Below are 18,357 nucleotides of genomic sequence, written 5' to 3'. Positions count from 1 at the left end.
TATGAGGGAAGCTCCCAACAACTATCAACTAACAACCAAAAAAATCTGCCTAAGTGCAGATTTTTTTTATGCCCGTTACAACCCTTTCGGTATTATGTGCATCTTTATAAAAAAGATACTGAACCGCTGACCACATGACTGAAGCCCAACTCATAGCAGGCTGCCTGCAAAACGACCGTAAGGCCCAGCACCGGATGTACGAAACATTCGGGCCGAAGGTTATGGGCGTATGCAGGCGCTACATGAAAGACCGCGAACGTACCGAGGAAATGGCCATGAACGCTTTTTTAACGGTGTTCCAAAAAATTGGCACTTACAAAAACGAGGGTAGTTTTGAGGGTTGGGTGCTGCGCATTGCGGTAAACTGCTGCCTGATGGAACTGCGCAAGAAAACCGACTTTAAGAACGAAACCGAGCCCGACGCCGTGCTGATACCCGTATTGCCCGATGCCGACAGGCTGGTGCAGGAAGGCGACATAGAACAGATGCTGAAAATACTGCCCGAAGGCGCCCGTGTGGTGTTTAACCTGTATACCATAGAAGGCTACAAGCATAATGAAATAGCCCAGATGCTGAACATAACCGAAGGAACCAGCAAAAGCCAGCTGAACTACGCCCGCGAAAAACTGAAGAAAACTTTTTTTAACCCGGTAAAAAAATCTGCTCCCCATGGAAAATAACGAACTGGATAATTTTTTCAGGCAAAATGCCCATAAAATGGACGAAGCTCCAGATGATGCCCTATGGCAACGCATAGAGCAGCAGATGGCTGTGGATGCCATTGCCAAAACCCCGTGGTGGGCAGGCAAAGGGCTGTTCGCGCTTATTGGTGCGGGGGTTATTGCAATCGGGGCTTTAGCATACATAAGTTTATCTGAACCAAAAACAGTACAAAAGCAAGACCAACCAACCATTATTAACAATGGCCCCGTGCTACCTCAACCCGAAAGTGCCACGACAGTTACTGATACTGTAAAACCGGTTAAAGCTATACCGTTTAAGGCTATACAACCTAAGCCCGTTGTAAAAACAGGTACCATTGCCCCTACTTCGGGAAAACAGCAGGCAGCAATTCCACCGACAGCAGATAGCCTGCCGAAGTTTAAACCATTTTCGTCCAATGTAGCTGCAAAACCGGCGGTAAAAAGTTTAAAGCTATCAGTAAATTATAACCGCAAGCGTACCGTGATTACCGTACTGGAACGCAACCTGAGCCGCGAACGGTTTGACAGCCTTACTGCAGCCAGTGTAGCAAAATACAAGGACAACAACGGCATGCAGCTTATTGTAAAGGCACCCGGCGGCGATGTATACCGCTACACCATACCCGATAAAAAGGACTGCAACTGCAAACTGGACAGTATTGTAACTACAAACGTGCTTTCTAAAGCCGACACCGTAAAAAAGATGGATGTAAAAGTGGACTACATCCGAAGGTCACCGTAAATAATAAATGCCGCTCTGTGAGCGGCATTTATTATTTATAACTTACTGTTGTATACCCAAACCCGATATTAAAATCAGGGTATTTTTTTATTGCGTGCAGCGATGGTTCGTTAATCGCTTCCCATTCCACGACCTTGCGGTTCGGGTTCTTCACATACGTTAGCGTTCCCTTTGGCCTTTCCGTAAGCGGGAAATTTGGCTGGCAGTAGTCCATATAAAAACGCTCATTGCCATCCGCATCCTTATAGGTTGCGTAATTTGGCTTTGCTTCTGAAAGCACACCCTCAGCATCACAACGCCCTATAACGGTAAGCTGCACAAAGGCGCCGTTTTGCGGCAGGGCAACTTCCTTATCAAGCTTTATGATAAATTCTTTGGCATTCTCTGCATTGGTAATTATGGCAAGCTGCTCAAAGCCTTCTATTTTATCACCGGGTGCATTATTCTGGTTTTCCAGCAGCTCTATCTTTACAAGGGTAGTAAAATTCACTTTTTCAAATACTCCCGGATGCCCCTCTGCCTCAAAGGCAGCTTTCATAAGCGGCAAGGTAAGGGTGCTAAGGTAGGTATCGGCTTCTTTCGGTTTCACCAAAAACGCATACTGCATGTTTATGGCCGACATGTACAGCCTGCCATTATCCTGGTGCCTTACCGGCTTCACGGTATGTTCCGTACGCTTTTTGGCAACATTAACCTGTTGTACCATGCCACTCGGTTGCGACGGGTTTTCGGCCAAAGCCACATCATTCGGGGTTTGCTGGCCCATTGCTGCGGCACCTGCAAGAAGAAGGGAATAGAATATTTTCATAGTTTCGGGTTGATTAAGATTGACAAAGCCTAAGGTAAGGAAATTCCGTAAAGCACAGGGTAATAACATCATAAAAAATCAGCCACGAATTACACTAATTTACACTAATCCTAATTCATTTTAAACCATTTTTTGAAATTCAACAATTGAACCATGGCTGAAATTTGTGAGAATTAGCGCAATTCGTGGCCAAAACCCAATAAAAAGGCATATAATGCCTTTGCCCCGAAATAACGGCAGGCACTAAATAAATTTTCCTTATTTTTGGCTAATGTTATAAAAACACGGTTGCCACTTCATGAAAAAATCAGCCTTTTTATTGCCTTTCATGCTCATTTTGTGCTCCTGCAAATACTTCGAGAAGCAGGTGCCGAATGAGGAAGAACTGTTGCAGCAACGGCTGAAGGAAATCAACTGGAAGGAAGTGAGCAGTTACCCGTCACTTGAAGGCTGCGATGCCATAACCGACAAAGAGCTGAAAAAAGAATGTTTTTTCAGCAGTATGGCACGGCTGGTACAGGAACGCCTGGGGGCAGATACTATAGCCATGCTGCACCCCTGCATGGATACCATAACCCTGAAAGTAACCGTATACCCCGATGCGCGCGTGGAGTTTGAACCGCAATTCCCGGCCGATACCACAGGCTACAGCCGCAGTAAATTTGACAGCATCATAAAAGCCCGCCTGGCTGATTTCCCGAAAATAGAACCCGCACAAAAAGAGGGTATCCCGGTAAAAAGCCAGTTTGTAATCCCTATTATTTTAGATTCGGGGGAGTAACCATAAATATTTTCCTCGCAAAGTCGCGGAGGCGCAAAGCTTTGCGCCTCCGCGACTTTGCGAGATATATAAAATTACCTTGCCCTCTTAAATGTAAGTACAAAGTAACTGCCCGCTACTACCGGCAGCACTATGTTCAGCAGCCATTGCAGGGTAGCTACAAGTACTACTATCCATTCATCCACACCTATTTTCCCAAAGAAAAACACGGCAACACTGCCGCGCACGGCAAAATCGATAAACGTAAAATTCGGCAATGACGAACCCAAGAAGTATATCCCCGTTATGGCAGGCAACATTATATAGGCAGGTACCGTAACATCAAAAAGTACAAAAAGTAAATAGTGCTGTATCGCAATGCACGAATAACGCAGCAGCGCGTAAAGCATATTACGGCGGTGCACGCTTTTCGGCAGGGCCTGTATTTTTTCTATCAACCGCTGTATTGAGTAGCCTTTTATGGTAATTTTTCGCGAAGCAAAAACCAGTCCCGCTACTACCGCAATGGCAGCAAGTATAAGCAGTAACAGACTGTTTGGGATAACGCTGTACATAACGTTGAATGCAACAAGCCCGCTAAGGCCCGCCAGTATGGCTATGATCATCTGCACGCCGTTGCACACCAGGTTAAGGAACACCACCTGCCCTGCTTCCTCTTTCTTATAATAGAAAGCTTTGGCAGCGTACTCCCCCAGCCCGTTTGGCGTAAAAATGGCTGCTGTAACTGCCGCCAGCACCTGTGCCGCAGATTTACCCAACGATATAGGCCGCAGCGTACCGGCCAGCGCCTGCCACTTCAGCACCTCCAGGAAACGGTTCATTACCGTAAGGAAGACTATTGCAATGATAAGCCACACCGCGCCCGGCCTGCCAAGCGCTTCAGATAAACGTTCGGGGTCGAATTGGTTGCCCGTGGAAACGCGTTGGTAAATGAAATAAAATGCGCCGGCCACCACCAAAATTTTGGCAATAAGAACAAACAATTGCTTAGCTTTGTCGGGCAGGGCTTTCATCCCGCAAAAGTAACGATTTTACCTTGGCAAGCGAACGTATTATATTAGGCATTGACCCCGGCACCACTATTATGGGCTTCGGGCTTATACGGGTGGTGAATAAAAACATGCAGTTTATACAGCTGAACGAACTGAACCTTAGTAAATACGACGACCACTACCTGAAGCTGAAACTCATCTTTGAGCGTACAATAGAGCTTATAGAAACCCACAACCCCGACGAAATAGCCATTGAGGCGCCTTTCTTTGGCAAAAACGTGCAGAGTATGCTGAAGCTGGGCCGTGCACAGGGCGTAGCTATGGCGGCAGGGCTTTCGCGCCAGATACCCGTTACCGAATACGAACCCAAGAAAATCAAAATGGCCATTACCGGAAACGGTAACGCCAGCAAGGAACAGGTGGCCAAAATGCTGCAACAACTCCTGGGCCTGAAAGAACTGCCCAAGAACCTGGACAGTACCGACGGGCTTGCCGCAGCCGTGTGCCACCACTTTAATACCGAAAAAGCCACTGTAACCGGGAAAAGTTACAGCGGATGGGATGCTTTTTTAAAGCAAAACCCTGAGCGGGTTAAATAAAACCTATACTATGGAACCATTTTTTATAAACGAAAACAATGCATGGCAACCCGCAGGTGACGGCATTACCCGCCAGATAACCGGCTACAACAACGGCCTGATGATGGTAAAGGTAGCCTTTGAAAAAGGTGCCATAGGCACATTGCACCACCATGTACACACGCAGGCCAGCTACGTGGCATCGGGTGTATTTGAAGCCGAAATAGACGGCAACAAGCAGGTACTAAAAGCAGGTGATACCTTTTTTGTGGAACCAAACCTGGTACATGGCGTAGTATGCATGGAGGCCGGTGTGCTGGTAGACGTGTTCAACCCGCATAGGGAAGACTTTTTGTAGCAGCGCGCTAAAGGTTGTACCTTTGCGGTAACAAAAAAACCTGATGGCCGGAATTTACATCCACATACCGTTTTGCAGGCAGGCATGCCACTACTGTGATTTCCACTTTTCCACTTCCATGAAAAAGCGGGAAGAAATGGTACAGGCATTAGCTCGCGAAAACGTATTGCGAAAGGATGAATTGGGCAATGAGGTTATAGAAACCATTTACTTTGGCGGCGGCACACCATCGGTACTGACAAATGAGGAAATTCAACTCCTCATAGATACCGTTTACCAAAACCATACCGTAGCCGATAACCCGGAAATTACCCTTGAAGCCAATCCTGACGATCTTTCGACTGAACGAATTAACGAATTACCAAATTACCGAATTAACAGATTAAGCATTGGCGTCCAGTCGTTCTTTGAGGAAGACCTGCAAATGATGAACCGTGCCCACAATGCCACACAGGCCGAAGCCTGCCTTACCGAAGCCGTAAAGCATTTCGATAATATAACGCTCGACCTGATATACGGTATACCCGGCATGGACAACACCCGCTGGATGCAGAATGTAGAAAAGGCACTATCGTTTGGCATTCCACACATCTCCAGCTATGCACTTACCGTAGAGCCGAAAACCGCACTGCACACACTGGTAAAAAAAGGCATCATATCGGCGCCCAGCGATGAGGCCGCACACGAGCAGTTCCTACTGCTGGCCGACCGACTACAACAGGAAGGCTTTGTGCATTATGAGCTGTCCAACTTCGGCAAGCCCGGTTACTTCAGCAGGAACAATACAGCCTACTGGCTGGGCAAAAAGTACCTGGGCATAGGCCCGTCGGCACACAGTTATAACGGCACACACCGCAGTTGGAATGTAGCCAATAACACGCTCTACCTGAAAGCCCTGGCAGAAGATAAGCTCCCCGTAGAAACCGAAGAACTCACCGTAACCGACCGTTATAACGAATATGTTATGACCGGCCTGCGTACCATTTGGGGCGTAGATGCTTTGCGGATTAAAAATGATTTTGGTTCGGAATATTCTGATTACCTGTTGCGCGAAGCCACGCCTTTTGTAGCACAGGGGCTGCTTTCGTTTGAAAACAACACCCTAACCACTACCCGCAGCGGAAAGTTCCTTGCAGACGGTATTGCCAGCGATTTGTTTTTTGTAAATTTGGAGTAGTTATTACACAGAGATATACGGAGGTTTCACAGAGATACACAGAGAATTTGCCTCCGTGAAACTCTGTGACTTCTCTGGGTTTCTCTGTGAAAATTATACACAACATGTTTATAACCATAGAGCACCAAAACAAAACATACAAAGCCGACCTTTCCAAGCCTTTAGACATATCGCTGCCGCTTACCGGCGACAGGCAAAACCCCATAGCCTGGTACCTGGAGCAGCCCATAATACGCCCTGTACAAATGGGCGAATGGACCGGGCAGGTAGCCCGTGGCGCTTCAACCAACTTTAATAACATTGCGTTTAACCCCCACGCACACGGCACCCATACCGAATGCCTGGGGCATATTACCTACAACTTTTACAGTATTAACAAGGCGCTTACCACGTTCTTCTTCATTGCAGAGTTGGTTTCGGTTATGCCCGAGGAAAAGGACGGCGACCTGGTGATTACCAAAGCGCAGATAGAGCAGGCATTGAATGGCAAAACACCTGAAGCCATCGTCATCCGTACCCAGCCCAACCTTGAAGTAAAAAAGCATAAGAACTACAGCCACAGCAACCCTCCATACCTTGAGGAAACAGCGGCTACTTTTATACGCGAAATCGGCATCAGCCACCTGCTTATCGACCTGCCCAGTGTAGACCGCGAGGAAGACGGCGGTGCACTCCTTGCCCACAAAGCATTCTGGAACGTAACGGACACACGCAACCTCAACACTGATGCCCGCCATAACGCCACAATTACCGAAATGGTGTTTGTACCCGATATGGTGACTGACGGTACTTACCTGCTGAACCTGCAAATAGCGAGTTTTGACAATGATGCAAGCCCGAGTAAGCCGGTACTTTATGAGCTATTTTAAATGATGAATTTTAAATTTTGAATTACACCACTAGACATTTTCAATTAAAAAATATAAACAATAAACTGAAAATCAACTATTTAACAGTCAAAACATTTATTTTATCGATTTAAAAGCAGTGTTATAGAGAGTAGGAAACAAGTCCCAAGATTAATTTTTGAATTGTTGTTAGCCATAACTTTGAGAAAAATAAAACTCAATATAATGGAAGAATTTAATAAAAAAAAAATCGACGGATTTTTATTCGAAGCCTGTCATCTTGCACCAGTTCATTCGGGAAATGAAGGAGCTATAATAATATTTAATTTTTCACAAAAACCTCTGATTTCAATTAGTATTAAATCAGAAAATGGATCAAAAAAATTAGTTCACGGTAGTTATGTAATTTATAGAAAAAAATCAGATTTTTTTATTCGGATCACTGATATTATTTCTCTTGATAATACATTTAGGTTATATTTAAGCAGTAATTACTATGACAAAATTGAAATACGATGCAAACAAATCAATTCAAACGAAATCCTCGTAGATTTTTTCAATTTTTATCGTATTCATTTGGTGAAAGCGTATGGCTAACTTAAAAACTTTCGACTTTATGACTATTACAGACCTATACGACTACTGCCTTGCCAAGCCCGGTGTTACCGAACACTTTCCGTTTGATGAAGACACCCTGGTGTTTAAGGTAGGCGGCAAAATGTTTGCATTGTCTTCGCTGTCGGAATGGGAAAAGGGCAACCCGGGCATCAACCTGAAATGCGACCCGGCACGCGGCGAGGAACTCCGTGCAGAATATGACGGCATAAAGCCCGGCTACCACATGAGTAAAGTGCACTGGAACACCGTAATCGTTAACAGCGATGTACCTGCTAAGCTGCTGCGCGAACTGATAGACCATTCATATGAATTGGTGTTTAACAGCCTGACCAAAAAACTCCAGGCAGAAATCAATACAAAATAACCAAACAAAAATGGACGCATTTGTAACTTCAGATATACAAAACGGCATTGCCACCATAACTTTTTTTCATCCGCAGGGAAATTCCATGCCCGGCATACAACTGGCACGCCTGGCCGGTGAAATAACCACACAAGGCGAAAATCCCGATGTAAAAGTAATCGTGCTGAAAAGCGGTGGCGAAAAAGCATTTTGCGCAGGGGCTTCGTTCAGCGAACTGCTTTCCATAACCAATGAGGAAGACGGCAAGGCATTTTTTTCAGGCTTTGCCAATGTTATCAATGCCATGCGGAAAGCGCCCAAGCTCATTATAGCCCGCGTACAGGGCAAAGCCGTGGGCGGCGGTGTGGGGCTGGCCTGTGCAGCCGATTATACATTGGCCACAACAGCCGCGGAAGTGAAGCTGAGCGAACTGACCATAGGCATAGGCCCGTTTGTAATAAGCCCGGCGGTGGAGCGTAAAATAGGCACGTCAGCATTTATGCAGATGAGCATGGACGCTACCGGATTTTACCCCGCAAAATGGGCACAGGAAAAGGGCATGTTTGCCGAAGTGTTCGATACTATAGCAGCGCTTGATACCGCCACAGATGCCTTGGCACAAAAACTCGCAACATACAACCCCGAGGCCATGCGCCTGCTGAAACAGGTAGCCTGGCAGGGTACAGAAAACTGGGACACGCTTCTTGCCGAACGCGCACAAATGAGCGGCTCACTGGTACTGAGTGATTTTACTAAGGAAGCGCTGAACAGGTTAAAAAGTTCATAGTTTATTGTTCATTGTTAGGTTCGGGTAAACAGCGAACAATGAACAATGAACAATAAACTATGAACAGAAGAAAGCTTCGCTTTTGCTACATTACACTTTTCTGCCGGTCGCTAAAGCGGTCAGTGTGCATTTGCAGCATTTCTATGGCCTTTTGCTTTTTGTAATTGTAGAGTTCGCGGTCGCCGCGCAGTTCGGCATATACATCGTCATAAATACCGGCATCGGTGGCTTCCAGCAGTTGGCGCTGGTGGGTATTTTGCGCCAGGTTGGTACGCATGGCAGCTTCCACATCTTCCAGCTTAAAGTCGTATTCCCCTTTTGGAGAAAGCAGCTTGGCTATAATCGGCGATGTTTCTATAGCCAAAAACAGCAACATGATAAATAACGACGGCAGCATGGGCAACTCATTCAGAGCATTAATACGCGCCATAAGCCCGTCAAAACCTTCAATAACCGGCTGTGTATCCGTCACCTTTTTATCGAGGTCGGCCTGCAGGGTTTTGGCGGCCTTTTCGTTCTCGGCTATTTTGGCTTCGTTGCGTTTACGCAGGCTGTCCAGCTGTTGTTTGGCAGCATCATGGCTTTCGCGTTTTTCTTTATAGATAGGGCCCTTACCCATTTTTTTAGTACCGGCACTACCTTCCGCTTCAGTAATATAGGAGTTATACAAACCGGCGACTTCTTTCTCCTTACGGGCTACTTCGGCGCGCAGGCTGTCGGTCTGAGCTTTGTTTTTGTCTAAATCCGACTTAAAGAAATTGCTCACCTGCTTTTTGTTGGCAATAGCCATTTCGTTTTTCTCCTTAAGCAGCTGGGCATCGATTTCCTTCTGGAAAATTTTTATTTCCAATGGTTTTGAAATTACCACGGCAATGATGATTGCCAGGATGATGCGCGGTGTAGCCTGCCACAATTCCTGCCCGAATCTCTCGCGCTTGCGGATTGTGGAAACGATAAAACGGTCCAGGTTAAAAATGAGCAATCCCCATACCAGCCCGAAGAATGCGGCAAGGTATACGTTGTCAAATACGGTGTACAGCGCATAGGCAGAGGCTATCCAAGCCAGCAGTGCAGTAAAGAATACGGTGGCACCTATGCCCGCGTATTTGTTTTGCTCCCCGTTAGAGCAGGTTTCGATAATGTGCTTATCGGCACCGGAGCAGGTGATAAAAAATTGTTTCAACATACTGTTCTTTTTGTTTTTGATGATTGATGATGCTGCAAAGATAACGTGAATTTAACAACGAATGGTATAACGCACTGATATGAATTGTGTTAAAAAGAAATATCCGCCCCCTTGCGGAAGCGGATATTGAAAGATAACTAAACGGAAACTCAAATTAAGCTTTAGTGTTTATGGTTATGGGCAGGTTAAATTGCGAACGTACTGTTTCGCCACCTTTTTTACCCGGTTTCCATTTCGGGGTAATGGTTTTCATTACACGTATGGCTTCATCGCCCATACCCAGGGCCGGTTCACGCAGTATTTTAAAGTTAGACATGCTGCCGTCCATCTCTATGACAAACGACATGTATATCCTGTAAACCGAATCTTTCTTTGTATCCGGCACCTTAAATTCTTTTGATATAAGCCTGTAAAACTCCTGTAGCCCTCCGGGAAACTCCGGCTGTATATCTACTTTCGACACATTATAAACAGGCAGTTCATAGCCTTGCACCACTTTAATTTCTTCTTTAACTTCTTCTGCTTGGGAAGAGCTAACTGCCTTTATACGCATAGAACCGTTTTCTTCAGAATATTTACTTTCATTCTGGTCTACAAATAAATTTGTTTTGTGCAGTTCTCCCTTATCATCTTCATAGGTTATTAAAATGCGGGCATATTTTGTACCAGGTACTTTAAACAAATCAGGGCGGGCTATCCTTAGCGAATCGTTTTGCGCCTCTGAGTTTTTATATACGTTAATAGCCTTTATCTTGTCAGACGGTGGCCATTTATACTCCCCGCCCCTGTCTACTTTATTTTCTACAGCGGCTTCCTTACCGGCAACTACTTTACCGTCTTTATGCTCTTTAGCAATATTCATGCGGTAAACATCTGACGGATAATGGTATTTTTTTAAGTTCTTTTCGTAGTACGCATCGGTGTACAGGTTGTACTGGTACTCCTGCGGGAATTCTACACTACGGGCATTGTTATAGACAAAACTACCAGTATAAGAACTAAAGTCCTCAGGCTTGTAATTGTATAATATGTTGTTGTTTACATGTACCCCGTCAATCCACAGCGCATATTTCTTCGCATCTTTTAGCTTCTCATACTCTTTGGCAGTCGGGTGTTTTTTAGTACGCCTTGGGGGTACGTCAAACATGTACTTTGTTTTTTCGGCCGGGGTAAGTTCCTCATATTTCTTATCGATGCTTACACCGTTTGCCTTGTCTTCAATAATTACACGCACGCCGCTATAATATTCGTCACGGTCCGGGGCTGAGGCGGTTTTCGGCTCAGGTTGTACTGCGGTTTCTTTTTGTTGGGCTATTACCTCATGGCACAGCAGTGTTGTGGTTAGTGCTATTACGGGCAGCATCATGGCCTGTAGCAGCGTCTTTTTACCTTTTGTGGTGGATTTGGTCATCATTGCAAAACGTTTTTTTGTTAAACTAAAGTTTATACTGCTGGCCAAAGCATAAGCCAAAGGCGGTGTGGCCTTGTCCAGCAGCAATAATTGATAGGTGGGTATGTTAAGATGTTGGTGTATTACAGCTTCATCGGCCAGGAATTCGTGGTTGGTTTGTATGGCCTTTTTATACAGATACAACAGCGGATTAAACCAAAATACGGTTTTAAGCAGCTCTGTAAACAGCACGTCGAGCGTATGCTTCTGGCGAACGTGTGCCAGTTCGTGCGTAAGGAGTTCCGGTTCTATAAGACGGCGGCTGTATTCATTTTCGCCAATAAAAATATTGCCCATAAACGTATGCGGAAGCGCATCTTCTTTAAGCAATACAAGCGTTGCACCTTTATATTCAGATACCGTACTGTTCCTTTTAATCCTGTAAAAGCGGGCTATATTTATGATAAAGCGGATGGCAAGCACCGCAACTACCAAAATATACCCTGCAATGGCAGCAAACACCCAGTAATCGGTTTGCGGGGCGACGGGTTGGGCTACTGCTACCGGTAATGAGGCAACCAGTTTTGTGGCTTCAAGCGGCAACTGCTCTATGGGCTGTGCCTCGGCTTCTACATATATGGGTATGGTAATTAATGGCAATACCAGCGAAAGTACAAGGCCGCTTAAAAGGTAAAAACGGTTAAAGCGGTACATCTTTTCGCCGGAGAGCAACAAGTAGTATGCCCCCAGGAATACGGCCAGGAACACGGCTGATTTTAGGATATAAGTTCCCATTACTTCCTTTTTTCAAGTTCTTTGTCTATAATCGCGCGGAGTTCTTCAAGTTCGGTATCGCTCAGGTTGGTTTCTTTGGTAAAGAATGAGGCAAACTGCGCGGCAGAGTTATTAAAGAAGCTTTTTATCATTCCGTTTACCTGTTTAGAAAAGTAATCGGATTTTTTCACCATCGGGTAGTACTCACGGCTTTTGCCGTATTCCTTGTAGCCCACAAAGCCCTTTTCAGACATACGTTTAAGCAGCGTGGCCACGGTTGTGGCTGCAGGCTTCGGATCCGGGAAGGCATCAATAAGGTCTTTCATAAATGCTTTTTCCTGTTTCCACAGAAACTGCATCAATTGTTCTTCGGTTTTGGTTAACTGCATATTCTACAATTTTAGAACTATTTCTACAAATGTAGAACAAAAATTGAAATAATATACAACAAAGAAAATTTTAACATAAAGGTTTATCCAGGGGCTGTTAGTAATATAGCACCTGCTACCCAAATGGTCCGGATGGAAATAATAAATATGTAACAGTCCTTGTACATGGGTATTGTACATATTAGCTGGCTCTACAACAGGTGAAAACGTTAGTGCCGGTTGCAAATTAAATAACGTACGTATATTGGTTTGTGCCTCCGCTACCGTATTAGTACTTGGAGTACGCAACAGTGTTTGGGCAACTAACTCAAGCCCGGAAAATTTACCATTCACCAATGATTCCGGGTAAAAACCAAAATTATTAAGCGTACCCGTTTTGGCACTTATGCGTTCACTGCCTGTATAGTAATGCTTAGTGTATACCAGTGTGTTAATTCCCTCGCGCTGGTGTACCGCCTTACCCATCATCAGTGCACTGGGGTACAGTATTAAGTCATCTTAAGATTTAAAAAATTCTAAAAGTTCTATTTTACTATTCAAAACTGACCCTTTTATTACCCCAATATAAACCTTTGCCAATTGAATCAACGATTATATTCAGTTCTTTATAGTGATTGTCACGGCCAAGATATATCCCTGAAATTTTCCTTGAATCCACATAAAATATTGTATCAAGCTCATCAACAGTAAATTTTACTTTAACAATTTTACTTGATAATTCATCGGTACAAAAATCAGAGCAATATGTTTGTGGATCCAAAGGGTCCGGGGTCACTATTTTTTCGTTGAGATTTTCATATAATACGACATCGTTCACTTCCAATTTAACTTTTTGATTTGGAAAGAGATAATGCTTATGAAAGTACATCTTCTTTTTACACTCTGAACATGAGTAAAATAATATTAACACTCCCGTTAGACATATAATAAAACTATATTTTTTAAAAATCATCATAATGTTTACTTAATATGGGTTTACCTGCTCGCCAACTTTCAATTTTTTCAGAAATACTATTATTATATATGGTGTTTCTATTTAATTTACCATTCTTATAGTTTTGATAAATTGCTTCAATTTGATTAGATTTCAATTCGACCCCTAATTGGTGATTTGGATTTTTGCCTGTGCCATACATAAGGTTGCCATCATCTCCCATATTTATTGGATTAACTAATCCATTCGTAATCAAACCACCATCATCTCCGGGATGTTCTAAACCAGCGGTATGTCCCATTTCATGCGGTATAGTCCTTTTATTCTCACCACTAATTATACTTTCAGCAGTTGCGACTGATATTCCAATTTTTCTTCCATACGCATCTGAAACTCCATTAACTCCTTTTGCAGTAATTCCCTCGAATTCTGAATCAGAATATATAATTATTAAATGATCGGATTTAGATAGAATTTCATTTTCAGAATCTATTACTCTTAAATCCACATTTATAGATACTTTAACATCTCCTGAAACATTGTCAGTTGTATAAATATTTTTTATACTGGAAACAATCTGGCTCTTAAGTTGAGTCATATCCAGCTTTTCTCCCGAAGCATTAAGTATTGCTCCTTTAAAGTGGATATTGTAACTTACCGTACCATCTTGTTTGCTTACACTTTTCGTTATAGTCCAATCGTTTCCATCAGAATCGATTAATAAAACAGGATTATTCATACAATAAGCAAATGAGCTAATACCCGGATATTTATCCGCTAATGGGTCCACCCCTATAAAAATACTCATTTTAGGGTCATAATAGCGGGCGCCGTAATAATAATTTCCCATCTCCTCATCAAATTCTTTACCGTTAAATTTGAAGGGCTGTTATTAGAGTTCAGGTGCTCCTCAACTAACGTTTCCCCAAACGGTAAATACTCTATGTGCTGGCATACGCGGCCTGAGGCATTGGTCATATAACTGCTGCTACCCAAATGGTCCGGGTGGAAGTAGTAAATGTTTCGCTTGTTTAGTTCTAATTTTGGAATATTTTTGAAATGATTACAGTATACTTGAAAAACTAATTTCTCTCTATCGTCTTTTAAAGAATAATAGAGAAGCTAATTTTCCATGGCTAACTTCCTTAACTTACTGTAAATTTTTCTTACCGATGTATTTGTGTTTTGGCCTCTTCCAAAAAATCTATATTTCTTATTATTAACTATAGTAACAGCTGATGTTGCATCATATACTTCTATGTCATTGTATTCAATTGGTTCAGCAGATGACATTTCTATTAATTTTTTAAACTCATTACAATCTTCGATAGCTAAATGAACCATTTTACTTAATTCTAAGTCTGTGAGTTCGGTTTCTTTGTTTATTGAGACATCTTCCTCTAATAATGAGCCGTGTTGAATTTGCAAAGTACAATTATCAAATAATATTACTTTATATACATTACTTAACGAACCACTTTCTCTAAAAATACAAACAATAAGTTCATTTGAATCTTTAGGATTACTACTAATACAAAAATGATTCCATATTGCTAAAAACATAATGATAATAATTTTAATCATACTTTGTCCTTTTTGCATAACCTTGTTCTTTACGTAATTTATTTTCAGAATATCTTGGAAGTTTATTTACTGTTTGAGTTGGAATCCCTGTTGTTTGCAATTCTTCAACACGCTCAGATTTACGTTGTACATATTTACTTACTCCATCGAAAAATTCATATGTTTCTTTTTCACTCTTCGGAATCTGAACACCCTTCATATCTCTTATAGCATGTACCAGCTCATGGCCTAATAATATATGAGACGGCACAATTTCATCTGTAATATTTTCATCTTTACCTTCAGTAAGCGTACAATAGTCTTCCATATTAGAGGTAAAATCTACATAAACAATTGCATTCGTCCCTACACCATTTGTCCCATTAGGTATATTTTCTTTTTTATCTGCACTCTCACCATATCCATAACCTTCTTCATCTCTTGTAATCATTACGGTTTTCTTACTACCTATCAATTCCTTGATTAAGGATGTTCCTGTTTCCAATTTTTTTCCTTTATTTTGACCTCCGTGTTGAACTATTTTAACCTCCCCATTCACAATTTTCAATTTATCATTTGTCAATTTTTGTAAATCAGCTAAAACCTTTTTCTGTTCTTCTGCGCTCAGTTTTTTATCAATCCCAATATGTTCAGCCTCCATTCCCGTAGGGTCTATTAATTTCACAGGATTATTCAAACAATAGGCAAACGGGCTAATACCCGGGTACTTATCCGCTAAAGGATCCATCCCTATAAAAATACTCATTTTAGGGTCATAATAGCGGGCACCGTAGTAATAATTGCCCGTTTATCTCACTGATTTTATTGGTTTTGGTGTTCGATGAATCTCCGCTTTGCTACGATTTCATCATCAAATTCTTTACCGTTAAATTTGAAAGGGCTGTTATTAGAGTTCAGGTGTTCTTCAACCAGCGTTTCCCCAAAAGGTAAATACTCCATGTGCTGGCATACGCGGCCTGAAGCATTGGTCATATAACTGCTGCTACCCAAATGATCCGGGTGGAAGTAGTAAATATTTAGCTCATTTTAAAACAACAAAGACAACCCTAAGACTGTCTTTGTACATTGATTAATATAAATTTTATTATGAATTTCAGATGATTAAATGCTGTGTCGATTAAAATGCATAAAATGAAACATTACCATTATCTAATATTAATACTCTTTAACCATGAATAAAGTTTCATAGTTACATGTACAAGAACAAGAAAAATTTAATTTTAATCGCCGCTTTACACTCATCGTTTTGTATTTTAATAAGCAATTAAAATCAATATCTTCTATTTCATATGAATAGGATCCCTTTACAAAACGAGATTCCTGAATTAGGAGAACATCAATAAACTCCAAAATATCCAGGGTTTCAAAACCACCTAATCTATAAAATCTACAATCAGTAATACTATAGGCTAAGTAATAAGGACATTCTTTTTGAATCCGAATTGAATTACCACTGTCAAGTCTATATGGTTGTGAAAACACAACTTTCAAAAAGATAAATTTCTTATAATTTGTTTTCAAAAAAACTATCTCTTGATTTTCAATATCTCTAATAATGTTTTCTTTACTGGTAATTCCAAACTGACTTACTGTTAATAGTTTTGCTTTGAAACCTATATTAGTAGAATCTGTCGCTGAAATTTGAGATTTCATCCCTACACTAAGTAACATAAAAAAGTAAAACAAAATATATTTCATATTATATTATTAAGGTTTGTCAGGTATATTTTTTTCAAATTCGTCAGCTCTGGCAGCGCTAGGATTTCCTGGATTATGTCCACCTTGTAAATCAACTCCTTGTGAATTCATTTCTTGTTTATACTCCATGTAGCATGCAGTGTTTTCAGCATCATAATTTGCATGACCCATTTCATGTTTTACTACCTCTAATTCTGTCGGAAGATGCCCATCTAAAGCAGGTTCAATTGCAGGATCAATAATAACTTTAATAGAGTTTACACCAAATGTAGTTGAAGGCCGAACTTCACCAGAATTTGAAATTAATTCCTCATAGGAAGTATGTCCATTTTCATTTTTTAATCTATCAGTTTGTAAATATACATCCACTTTCTCTCCATATTCATTTTTTAAATTATCCATCCTATTGTAAATGGTTGGATTTTTTTTCTTAAGTAATTCAATTTTTTGTTCTGTCATTTTTGCATGTTTCTCATATTGCCTTTCTAATTTTGAAAGTGATTTAAGACTTGACTTTGCGTTCAAATACTCTTGATATTTAGATGAGTCGCTAAAATCTTTTTCTTTTTTTCCATACTGAGATTCTAAATTTGAAACTTTCTGTTGCGCGACACTAACCGCGTTTTGAGCTCTTCTATGCATTTCTTTATCACCATTAATTACATCTTTTCCATCAGGATCAATTAAAATAACAGGATTATTCAAGCAATACGCAAAAGGGCTAATCCCCGGGTACTTATCCGCCAAAGGATCCACCCCTATAAAAATACTCATTTTAGGGTCATAATAGCGGGCGCCGTAGTAATAATTACCGGTTTATCTCACTGATTTTATTGGTTTTGGTGTTCGATGAATCTCCGCTTTGCTACGATTTCCTCATCAAATTCTTTACCGTTAAATTTGAAAGGACTGTTATTGGAATTTAAATGTTCTTCAACCAGCGTTTCCCCAAACGGTAAATACTCTATATGCTGGCATACGCGGCCTGAGGCATTGGTCATACAGCTGCTGCTACCCAAGTGGTCGGGGTGGAAGTAGTAAATGTTTAAATCTCGAAGTAATATTTTAGATTAAGTGTTTTTAGGAAATAACACTTAATCTAAAATATTACTTCTCTTTCATTTAATTTCTATTTTTAATATTGGGCGATGTTGTTCTATATCCGCCTTCTGATTCGTCTGAAGAGGTTATTATATCTCCAAATCTGTTATCAAACGTAACCCAAAAATTTTTCTCATACAATACATACCCCTGCTTTATATTTTCCTTTTTATTCAATAAATTCAGCAGTTGTTCATTAGTATAATGTCTAGTTGAAAATATCTGATCAAAGTCCATTAAAAGAGGATATGTCTCACCATCAATATATAAAAAACGATTTGAATTTTGCACAAAAAAAACGTCAGTTGTATCTACCCCTTTTGAATCACATAAAGTCAAATCATAATAAAGTTTTTTATAATTTAAAGATTTTTCTATAATGAAATATAAGTTCTTTTTATTTGAAATCAACTTTTCATCTTGTATAATATTTTTAAACCATATCTGAACTGTGTCAGGTACTATGTAAATTATTTTCTGTTTTTCTGTTACTTCACTATTTTTAACAGAAGAGCAACTTATTAAAATTACAGAAGTCCAAAAGATAATTAACTTAAATTTCATA

At 41.2% G+C, this 18,357-nt stretch carries 21 protein-coding genes and 3 pseudogenes; 10 read left to right on the top strand and 14 right to left on the bottom strand.

Going from position 1 to position 18,357, the window contains the following annotated elements:
- The first annotated feature begins 134 nt into the window (after positions 1-134).
- Both ACZIX4_RS13990 and ACZIX4_RS13985 read left to right on the top strand, forming a co-directional pair.
- Entirely contained in the window at positions 135-680 is a 546-nt protein-coding gene (locus ACZIX4_RS13990) for an RNA polymerase sigma factor (protein ID WP_463336262.1), read from the top strand.
- Entirely contained in the window at positions 670-1,446 is a 777-nt protein-coding gene (locus tag ACZIX4_RS13985) for a hypothetical protein (RefSeq protein ID WP_463336261.1), read from the top strand. Before ACZIX4_RS13990 ends, ACZIX4_RS13985 begins: the two co-directional genes overlap by 11 nt.
- A 31-nt stretch (positions 1,447-1,477) precedes the next feature.
- On the opposite strand, the gene ACZIX4_RS13980 is transcribed toward ACZIX4_RS13985, so the two are convergent.
- A complete protein-coding gene (locus tag ACZIX4_RS13980; RefSeq protein ID WP_463336260.1) occupies positions 1,478-2,254 on the bottom strand; it encodes a hypothetical protein in 777 nt (258 codons plus the stop codon).
- Positions 2,255-2,552: 298 nt separating this feature from the next.
- Between ACZIX4_RS13980 and ACZIX4_RS13975 the strand changes: the two genes are divergently transcribed.
- Positions 2,553-3,035 (top strand): hypothetical protein, encoded by a 483-nt coding sequence (locus ACZIX4_RS13975; RefSeq protein WP_463336259.1) that lies wholly within the window; start codon positions 2,553-2,555, stop codon positions 3,033-3,035.
- A 74-nt stretch (positions 3,036-3,109) separates the two neighbouring features.
- Here the strand turns inward: ACZIX4_RS13975 and ACZIX4_RS13970 are convergent, their stop codons facing one another.
- Positions 3,110-4,048, bottom strand: coding sequence for a hypothetical protein (locus tag ACZIX4_RS13970; RefSeq protein ID WP_463336258.1), 939 nt, complete (start codon positions 4,046-4,048; stop codon positions 3,110-3,112).
- A 23-nt stretch (positions 4,049-4,071) separates the two neighbouring features.
- On the opposite strand from ACZIX4_RS13970, the gene ruvC reads away from it, so the two are divergent.
- The 7 genes from ruvC (at position 4,072) to ACZIX4_RS13935 (ending at position 8,736) form a co-directional block, all read left to right on the top strand.
- Positions 4,072-4,626, top strand: a complete 555-nt coding sequence (gene ruvC / locus ACZIX4_RS13965) for a crossover junction endodeoxyribonuclease RuvC (protein WP_463336257.1) — start codon at positions 4,072-4,074, stop codon at positions 4,624-4,626.
- 10 nt (positions 4,627-4,636) lie between these two features.
- Entirely contained in the window at positions 4,637-4,963 is a 327-nt protein-coding gene (locus tag ACZIX4_RS13960; protein ID WP_463336256.1) for a cupin domain-containing protein, read from the top strand.
- A gap of 43 nt (positions 4,964-5,006) precedes the next feature.
- On the top strand, positions 5,007-6,140 hold the full coding sequence (hemW, locus tag ACZIX4_RS13955) for a radical SAM family heme chaperone HemW (RefSeq protein ID WP_463336255.1): 1,134 nt from the start codon (positions 5,007-5,009) through the stop codon (positions 6,138-6,140).
- 104 nt (positions 6,141-6,244) lie between these two features.
- Positions 6,245-7,009 carry a cyclase family protein gene (locus ACZIX4_RS13950; RefSeq protein WP_463336254.1) on the top strand — a complete coding sequence of 255 codons (765 nt, stop codon included), beginning with the start codon at positions 6,245-6,247 and terminating at the stop codon, positions 7,007-7,009.
- Between the two features lie 204 nt (positions 7,010-7,213).
- Complete coding sequence (locus ACZIX4_RS13945) at positions 7,214-7,585, top strand: hypothetical protein (RefSeq protein WP_463336253.1); 372 nt, start codon at positions 7,214-7,216, stop codon at positions 7,583-7,585.
- 19 nt (positions 7,586-7,604) lie between these two features.
- Positions 7,605-7,970 carry an MmcQ/YjbR family DNA-binding protein gene (locus tag ACZIX4_RS13940; protein WP_463336252.1) on the top strand — a complete coding sequence of 122 codons (366 nt, stop codon included), beginning with the start codon at positions 7,605-7,607 and terminating at the stop codon, positions 7,968-7,970.
- A 10-nt stretch (positions 7,971-7,980) separates the two neighbouring features.
- Complete coding sequence (locus tag ACZIX4_RS13935) at positions 7,981-8,736, top strand: enoyl-CoA hydratase/isomerase family protein (RefSeq protein WP_463336251.1); 756 nt, start codon at positions 7,981-7,983, stop codon at positions 8,734-8,736.
- An 85-nt stretch (positions 8,737-8,821) separates the two neighbouring features.
- On the opposite strand, the gene ACZIX4_RS13930 is transcribed toward ACZIX4_RS13935, so the two are convergent.
- The 12 genes and pseudogenes from ACZIX4_RS13930 to ACZIX4_RS13875 form a co-directional block, all read right to left on the bottom strand.
- Complete coding sequence (locus ACZIX4_RS13930; protein WP_463336250.1) at positions 8,822-9,922, bottom strand: DUF4407 domain-containing protein; 1,101 nt, start codon at positions 9,920-9,922, stop codon at positions 8,822-8,824.
- A gap of 154 nt (positions 9,923-10,076) precedes the next feature.
- The gene (locus ACZIX4_RS13925) at positions 10,077-12,107 is read right to left on the bottom strand and encodes a M56 family metallopeptidase (RefSeq protein WP_463336249.1); all 2,031 of its coding nucleotides are present in this window, start codon (positions 12,105-12,107) and stop codon (positions 10,077-10,079) included.
- Positions 12,107-12,475, bottom strand: a complete 369-nt coding sequence (locus ACZIX4_RS13920) for a BlaI/MecI/CopY family transcriptional regulator (RefSeq protein ID WP_463336248.1) — start codon at positions 12,473-12,475, stop codon at positions 12,107-12,109. The genes ACZIX4_RS13925 and ACZIX4_RS13920 overlap by 1 nt, the downstream gene beginning before the upstream one ends.
- A 532-nt stretch (positions 12,476-13,007) precedes the next feature.
- Entirely contained in the window at positions 13,008-13,298 is a 291-nt protein-coding gene (locus ACZIX4_RS13915) for a hypothetical protein (protein WP_463336247.1), read from the bottom strand.
- Positions 13,299-13,416: 118 nt separating this feature from the next.
- Positions 13,417-14,286, bottom strand: a pseudogene (locus ACZIX4_RS13910) (RHS repeat-associated core domain-containing protein); the annotation flags it as partial.
- Between the two features lie 245 nt (positions 14,287-14,531).
- Positions 14,532-14,993, bottom strand: coding sequence for a hypothetical protein (locus ACZIX4_RS13905; RefSeq protein ID WP_463336246.1), 462 nt, complete (start codon positions 14,991-14,993; stop codon positions 14,532-14,534).
- A complete protein-coding gene (locus tag ACZIX4_RS13900) occupies positions 14,986-15,633 on the bottom strand; it encodes a M91 family zinc metallopeptidase (protein WP_463336430.1) in 648 nt (215 codons plus the stop codon). The genes ACZIX4_RS13905 and ACZIX4_RS13900 overlap by 8 nt, the downstream gene beginning before the upstream one ends.
- A 9-nt stretch (positions 15,634-15,642) precedes the next feature.
- Positions 15,643-15,768: pseudogene (locus ACZIX4_RS13895) on the bottom strand (RHS repeat-associated core domain-containing protein); the annotation flags it as partial.
- Between the two features lie 26 nt (positions 15,769-15,794).
- Positions 15,795-15,965: a hypothetical protein gene (locus ACZIX4_RS13890; RefSeq protein WP_463336245.1), complete on the bottom strand. Its 171-nt coding sequence runs from the start codon at positions 15,963-15,965 to the stop codon at positions 15,795-15,797.
- A 183-nt stretch (positions 15,966-16,148) separates the two neighbouring features.
- A complete protein-coding gene (locus ACZIX4_RS13885) occupies positions 16,149-16,691 on the bottom strand; it encodes a hypothetical protein (protein ID WP_463336244.1) in 543 nt (180 codons plus the stop codon).
- A gap of 9 nt (positions 16,692-16,700) precedes the next feature.
- A pseudogene (locus ACZIX4_RS13880) lies at positions 16,701-17,495 on the bottom strand (RHS repeat domain-containing protein); the annotation flags it as partial.
- Positions 17,496-17,813: 318 nt separating this feature from the next.
- Positions 17,814-18,356, bottom strand: a complete 543-nt coding sequence (locus ACZIX4_RS13875; RefSeq protein WP_463336243.1) for a hypothetical protein — start codon at positions 18,354-18,356, stop codon at positions 17,814-17,816.
- Position 18,357: the final 1 nt, after the last annotated feature.

It is taken from the genome of Flavobacterium niveum (assembly GCF_055231775.1).
Note: the sequence above shows the minus strand (reverse complement) of the source record. Positions and strands in the feature narration are given on the sequence as shown.

What these genes read in the sequence shown, in the direction of transcription:
- ACZIX4_RS13945 (WP_463336253.1), top strand. Translation starts at nt 7,214, where the DNA reads ATGGAAGAATTTAATAAAAAAAAAATCGACGGATTTTTATTCGAAGCC.
- ACZIX4_RS13940 (WP_463336252.1), top strand. Translation starts at nt 7,605, where the DNA reads ATGACTATTACAGACCTATACGACTACTGCCTTGCCAAGCCCGGTGTT.
- ACZIX4_RS13900 (WP_463336430.1), bottom strand. Translation starts at nt 15,633, where the DNA reads ATGGAGGCTGAACATATTGGGATTGATAAAAAACTGAGCGCAGAAGAA.
- ACZIX4_RS13885 (WP_463336244.1), bottom strand. Translation starts at nt 16,691, where the DNA reads ATGAAATATATTTTGTTTTACTTTTTTATGTTACTTAGTGTAGGGATG.
- ACZIX4_RS13975 (WP_463336259.1), top strand. Translation starts at nt 2,553, where the DNA reads ATGAAAAAATCAGCCTTTTTATTGCCTTTCATGCTCATTTTGTGCTCC.
- ACZIX4_RS13960 (WP_463336256.1), top strand. Translation starts at nt 4,637, where the DNA reads ATGGAACCATTTTTTATAAACGAAAACAATGCATGGCAACCCGCAGGT.
- ACZIX4_RS13890 (WP_463336245.1), bottom strand. Translation starts at nt 15,965, where the DNA reads ATGACCAATGCTTCAGGCCGCGTATGCCAGCACATGGAGTATTTACCT.
- ACZIX4_RS13930 (WP_463336250.1), bottom strand. Translation starts at nt 9,922, where the DNA reads ATGTTGAAACAATTTTTTATCACCTGCTCCGGTGCCGATAAGCACATT.
- ACZIX4_RS13935 (WP_463336251.1), top strand. Translation starts at nt 7,981, where the DNA reads ATGGACGCATTTGTAACTTCAGATATACAAAACGGCATTGCCACCATA.
- ACZIX4_RS13980 (WP_463336260.1), bottom strand. Translation starts at nt 2,254, where the DNA reads ATGAAAATATTCTATTCCCTTCTTCTTGCAGGTGCCGCAGCAATGGGC.
- ACZIX4_RS13990 (WP_463336262.1), top strand. Translation starts at nt 135, where the DNA reads ATGACTGAAGCCCAACTCATAGCAGGCTGCCTGCAAAACGACCGTAAG.
- ACZIX4_RS13985 (WP_463336261.1), top strand. Translation starts at nt 670, where the DNA reads ATGGAAAATAACGAACTGGATAATTTTTTCAGGCAAAATGCCCATAAA.
- ACZIX4_RS13875 (WP_463336243.1), bottom strand. Translation starts at nt 18,356, where the DNA reads ATGAAATTTAAGTTAATTATCTTTTGGACTTCTGTAATTTTAATAAGT.
- hemW (WP_463336255.1), top strand. Translation starts at nt 5,007, where the DNA reads ATGGCCGGAATTTACATCCACATACCGTTTTGCAGGCAGGCATGCCAC.
- ACZIX4_RS13905 (WP_463336246.1), bottom strand. Translation starts at nt 14,993, where the DNA reads ATGATTAAAATTATTATCATTATGTTTTTAGCAATATGGAATCATTTT.
- ACZIX4_RS13920 (WP_463336248.1), bottom strand. Translation starts at nt 12,475, where the DNA reads ATGCAGTTAACCAAAACCGAAGAACAATTGATGCAGTTTCTGTGGAAA.
- ACZIX4_RS13925 (WP_463336249.1), bottom strand. Translation starts at nt 12,107, where the DNA reads ATGGGAACTTATATCCTAAAATCAGCCGTGTTCCTGGCCGTATTCCTG.
- ACZIX4_RS13950 (WP_463336254.1), top strand. Translation starts at nt 6,245, where the DNA reads ATGTTTATAACCATAGAGCACCAAAACAAAACATACAAAGCCGACCTT.
- ACZIX4_RS13970 (WP_463336258.1), bottom strand. Translation starts at nt 4,048, where the DNA reads ATGAAAGCCCTGCCCGACAAAGCTAAGCAATTGTTTGTTCTTATTGCC.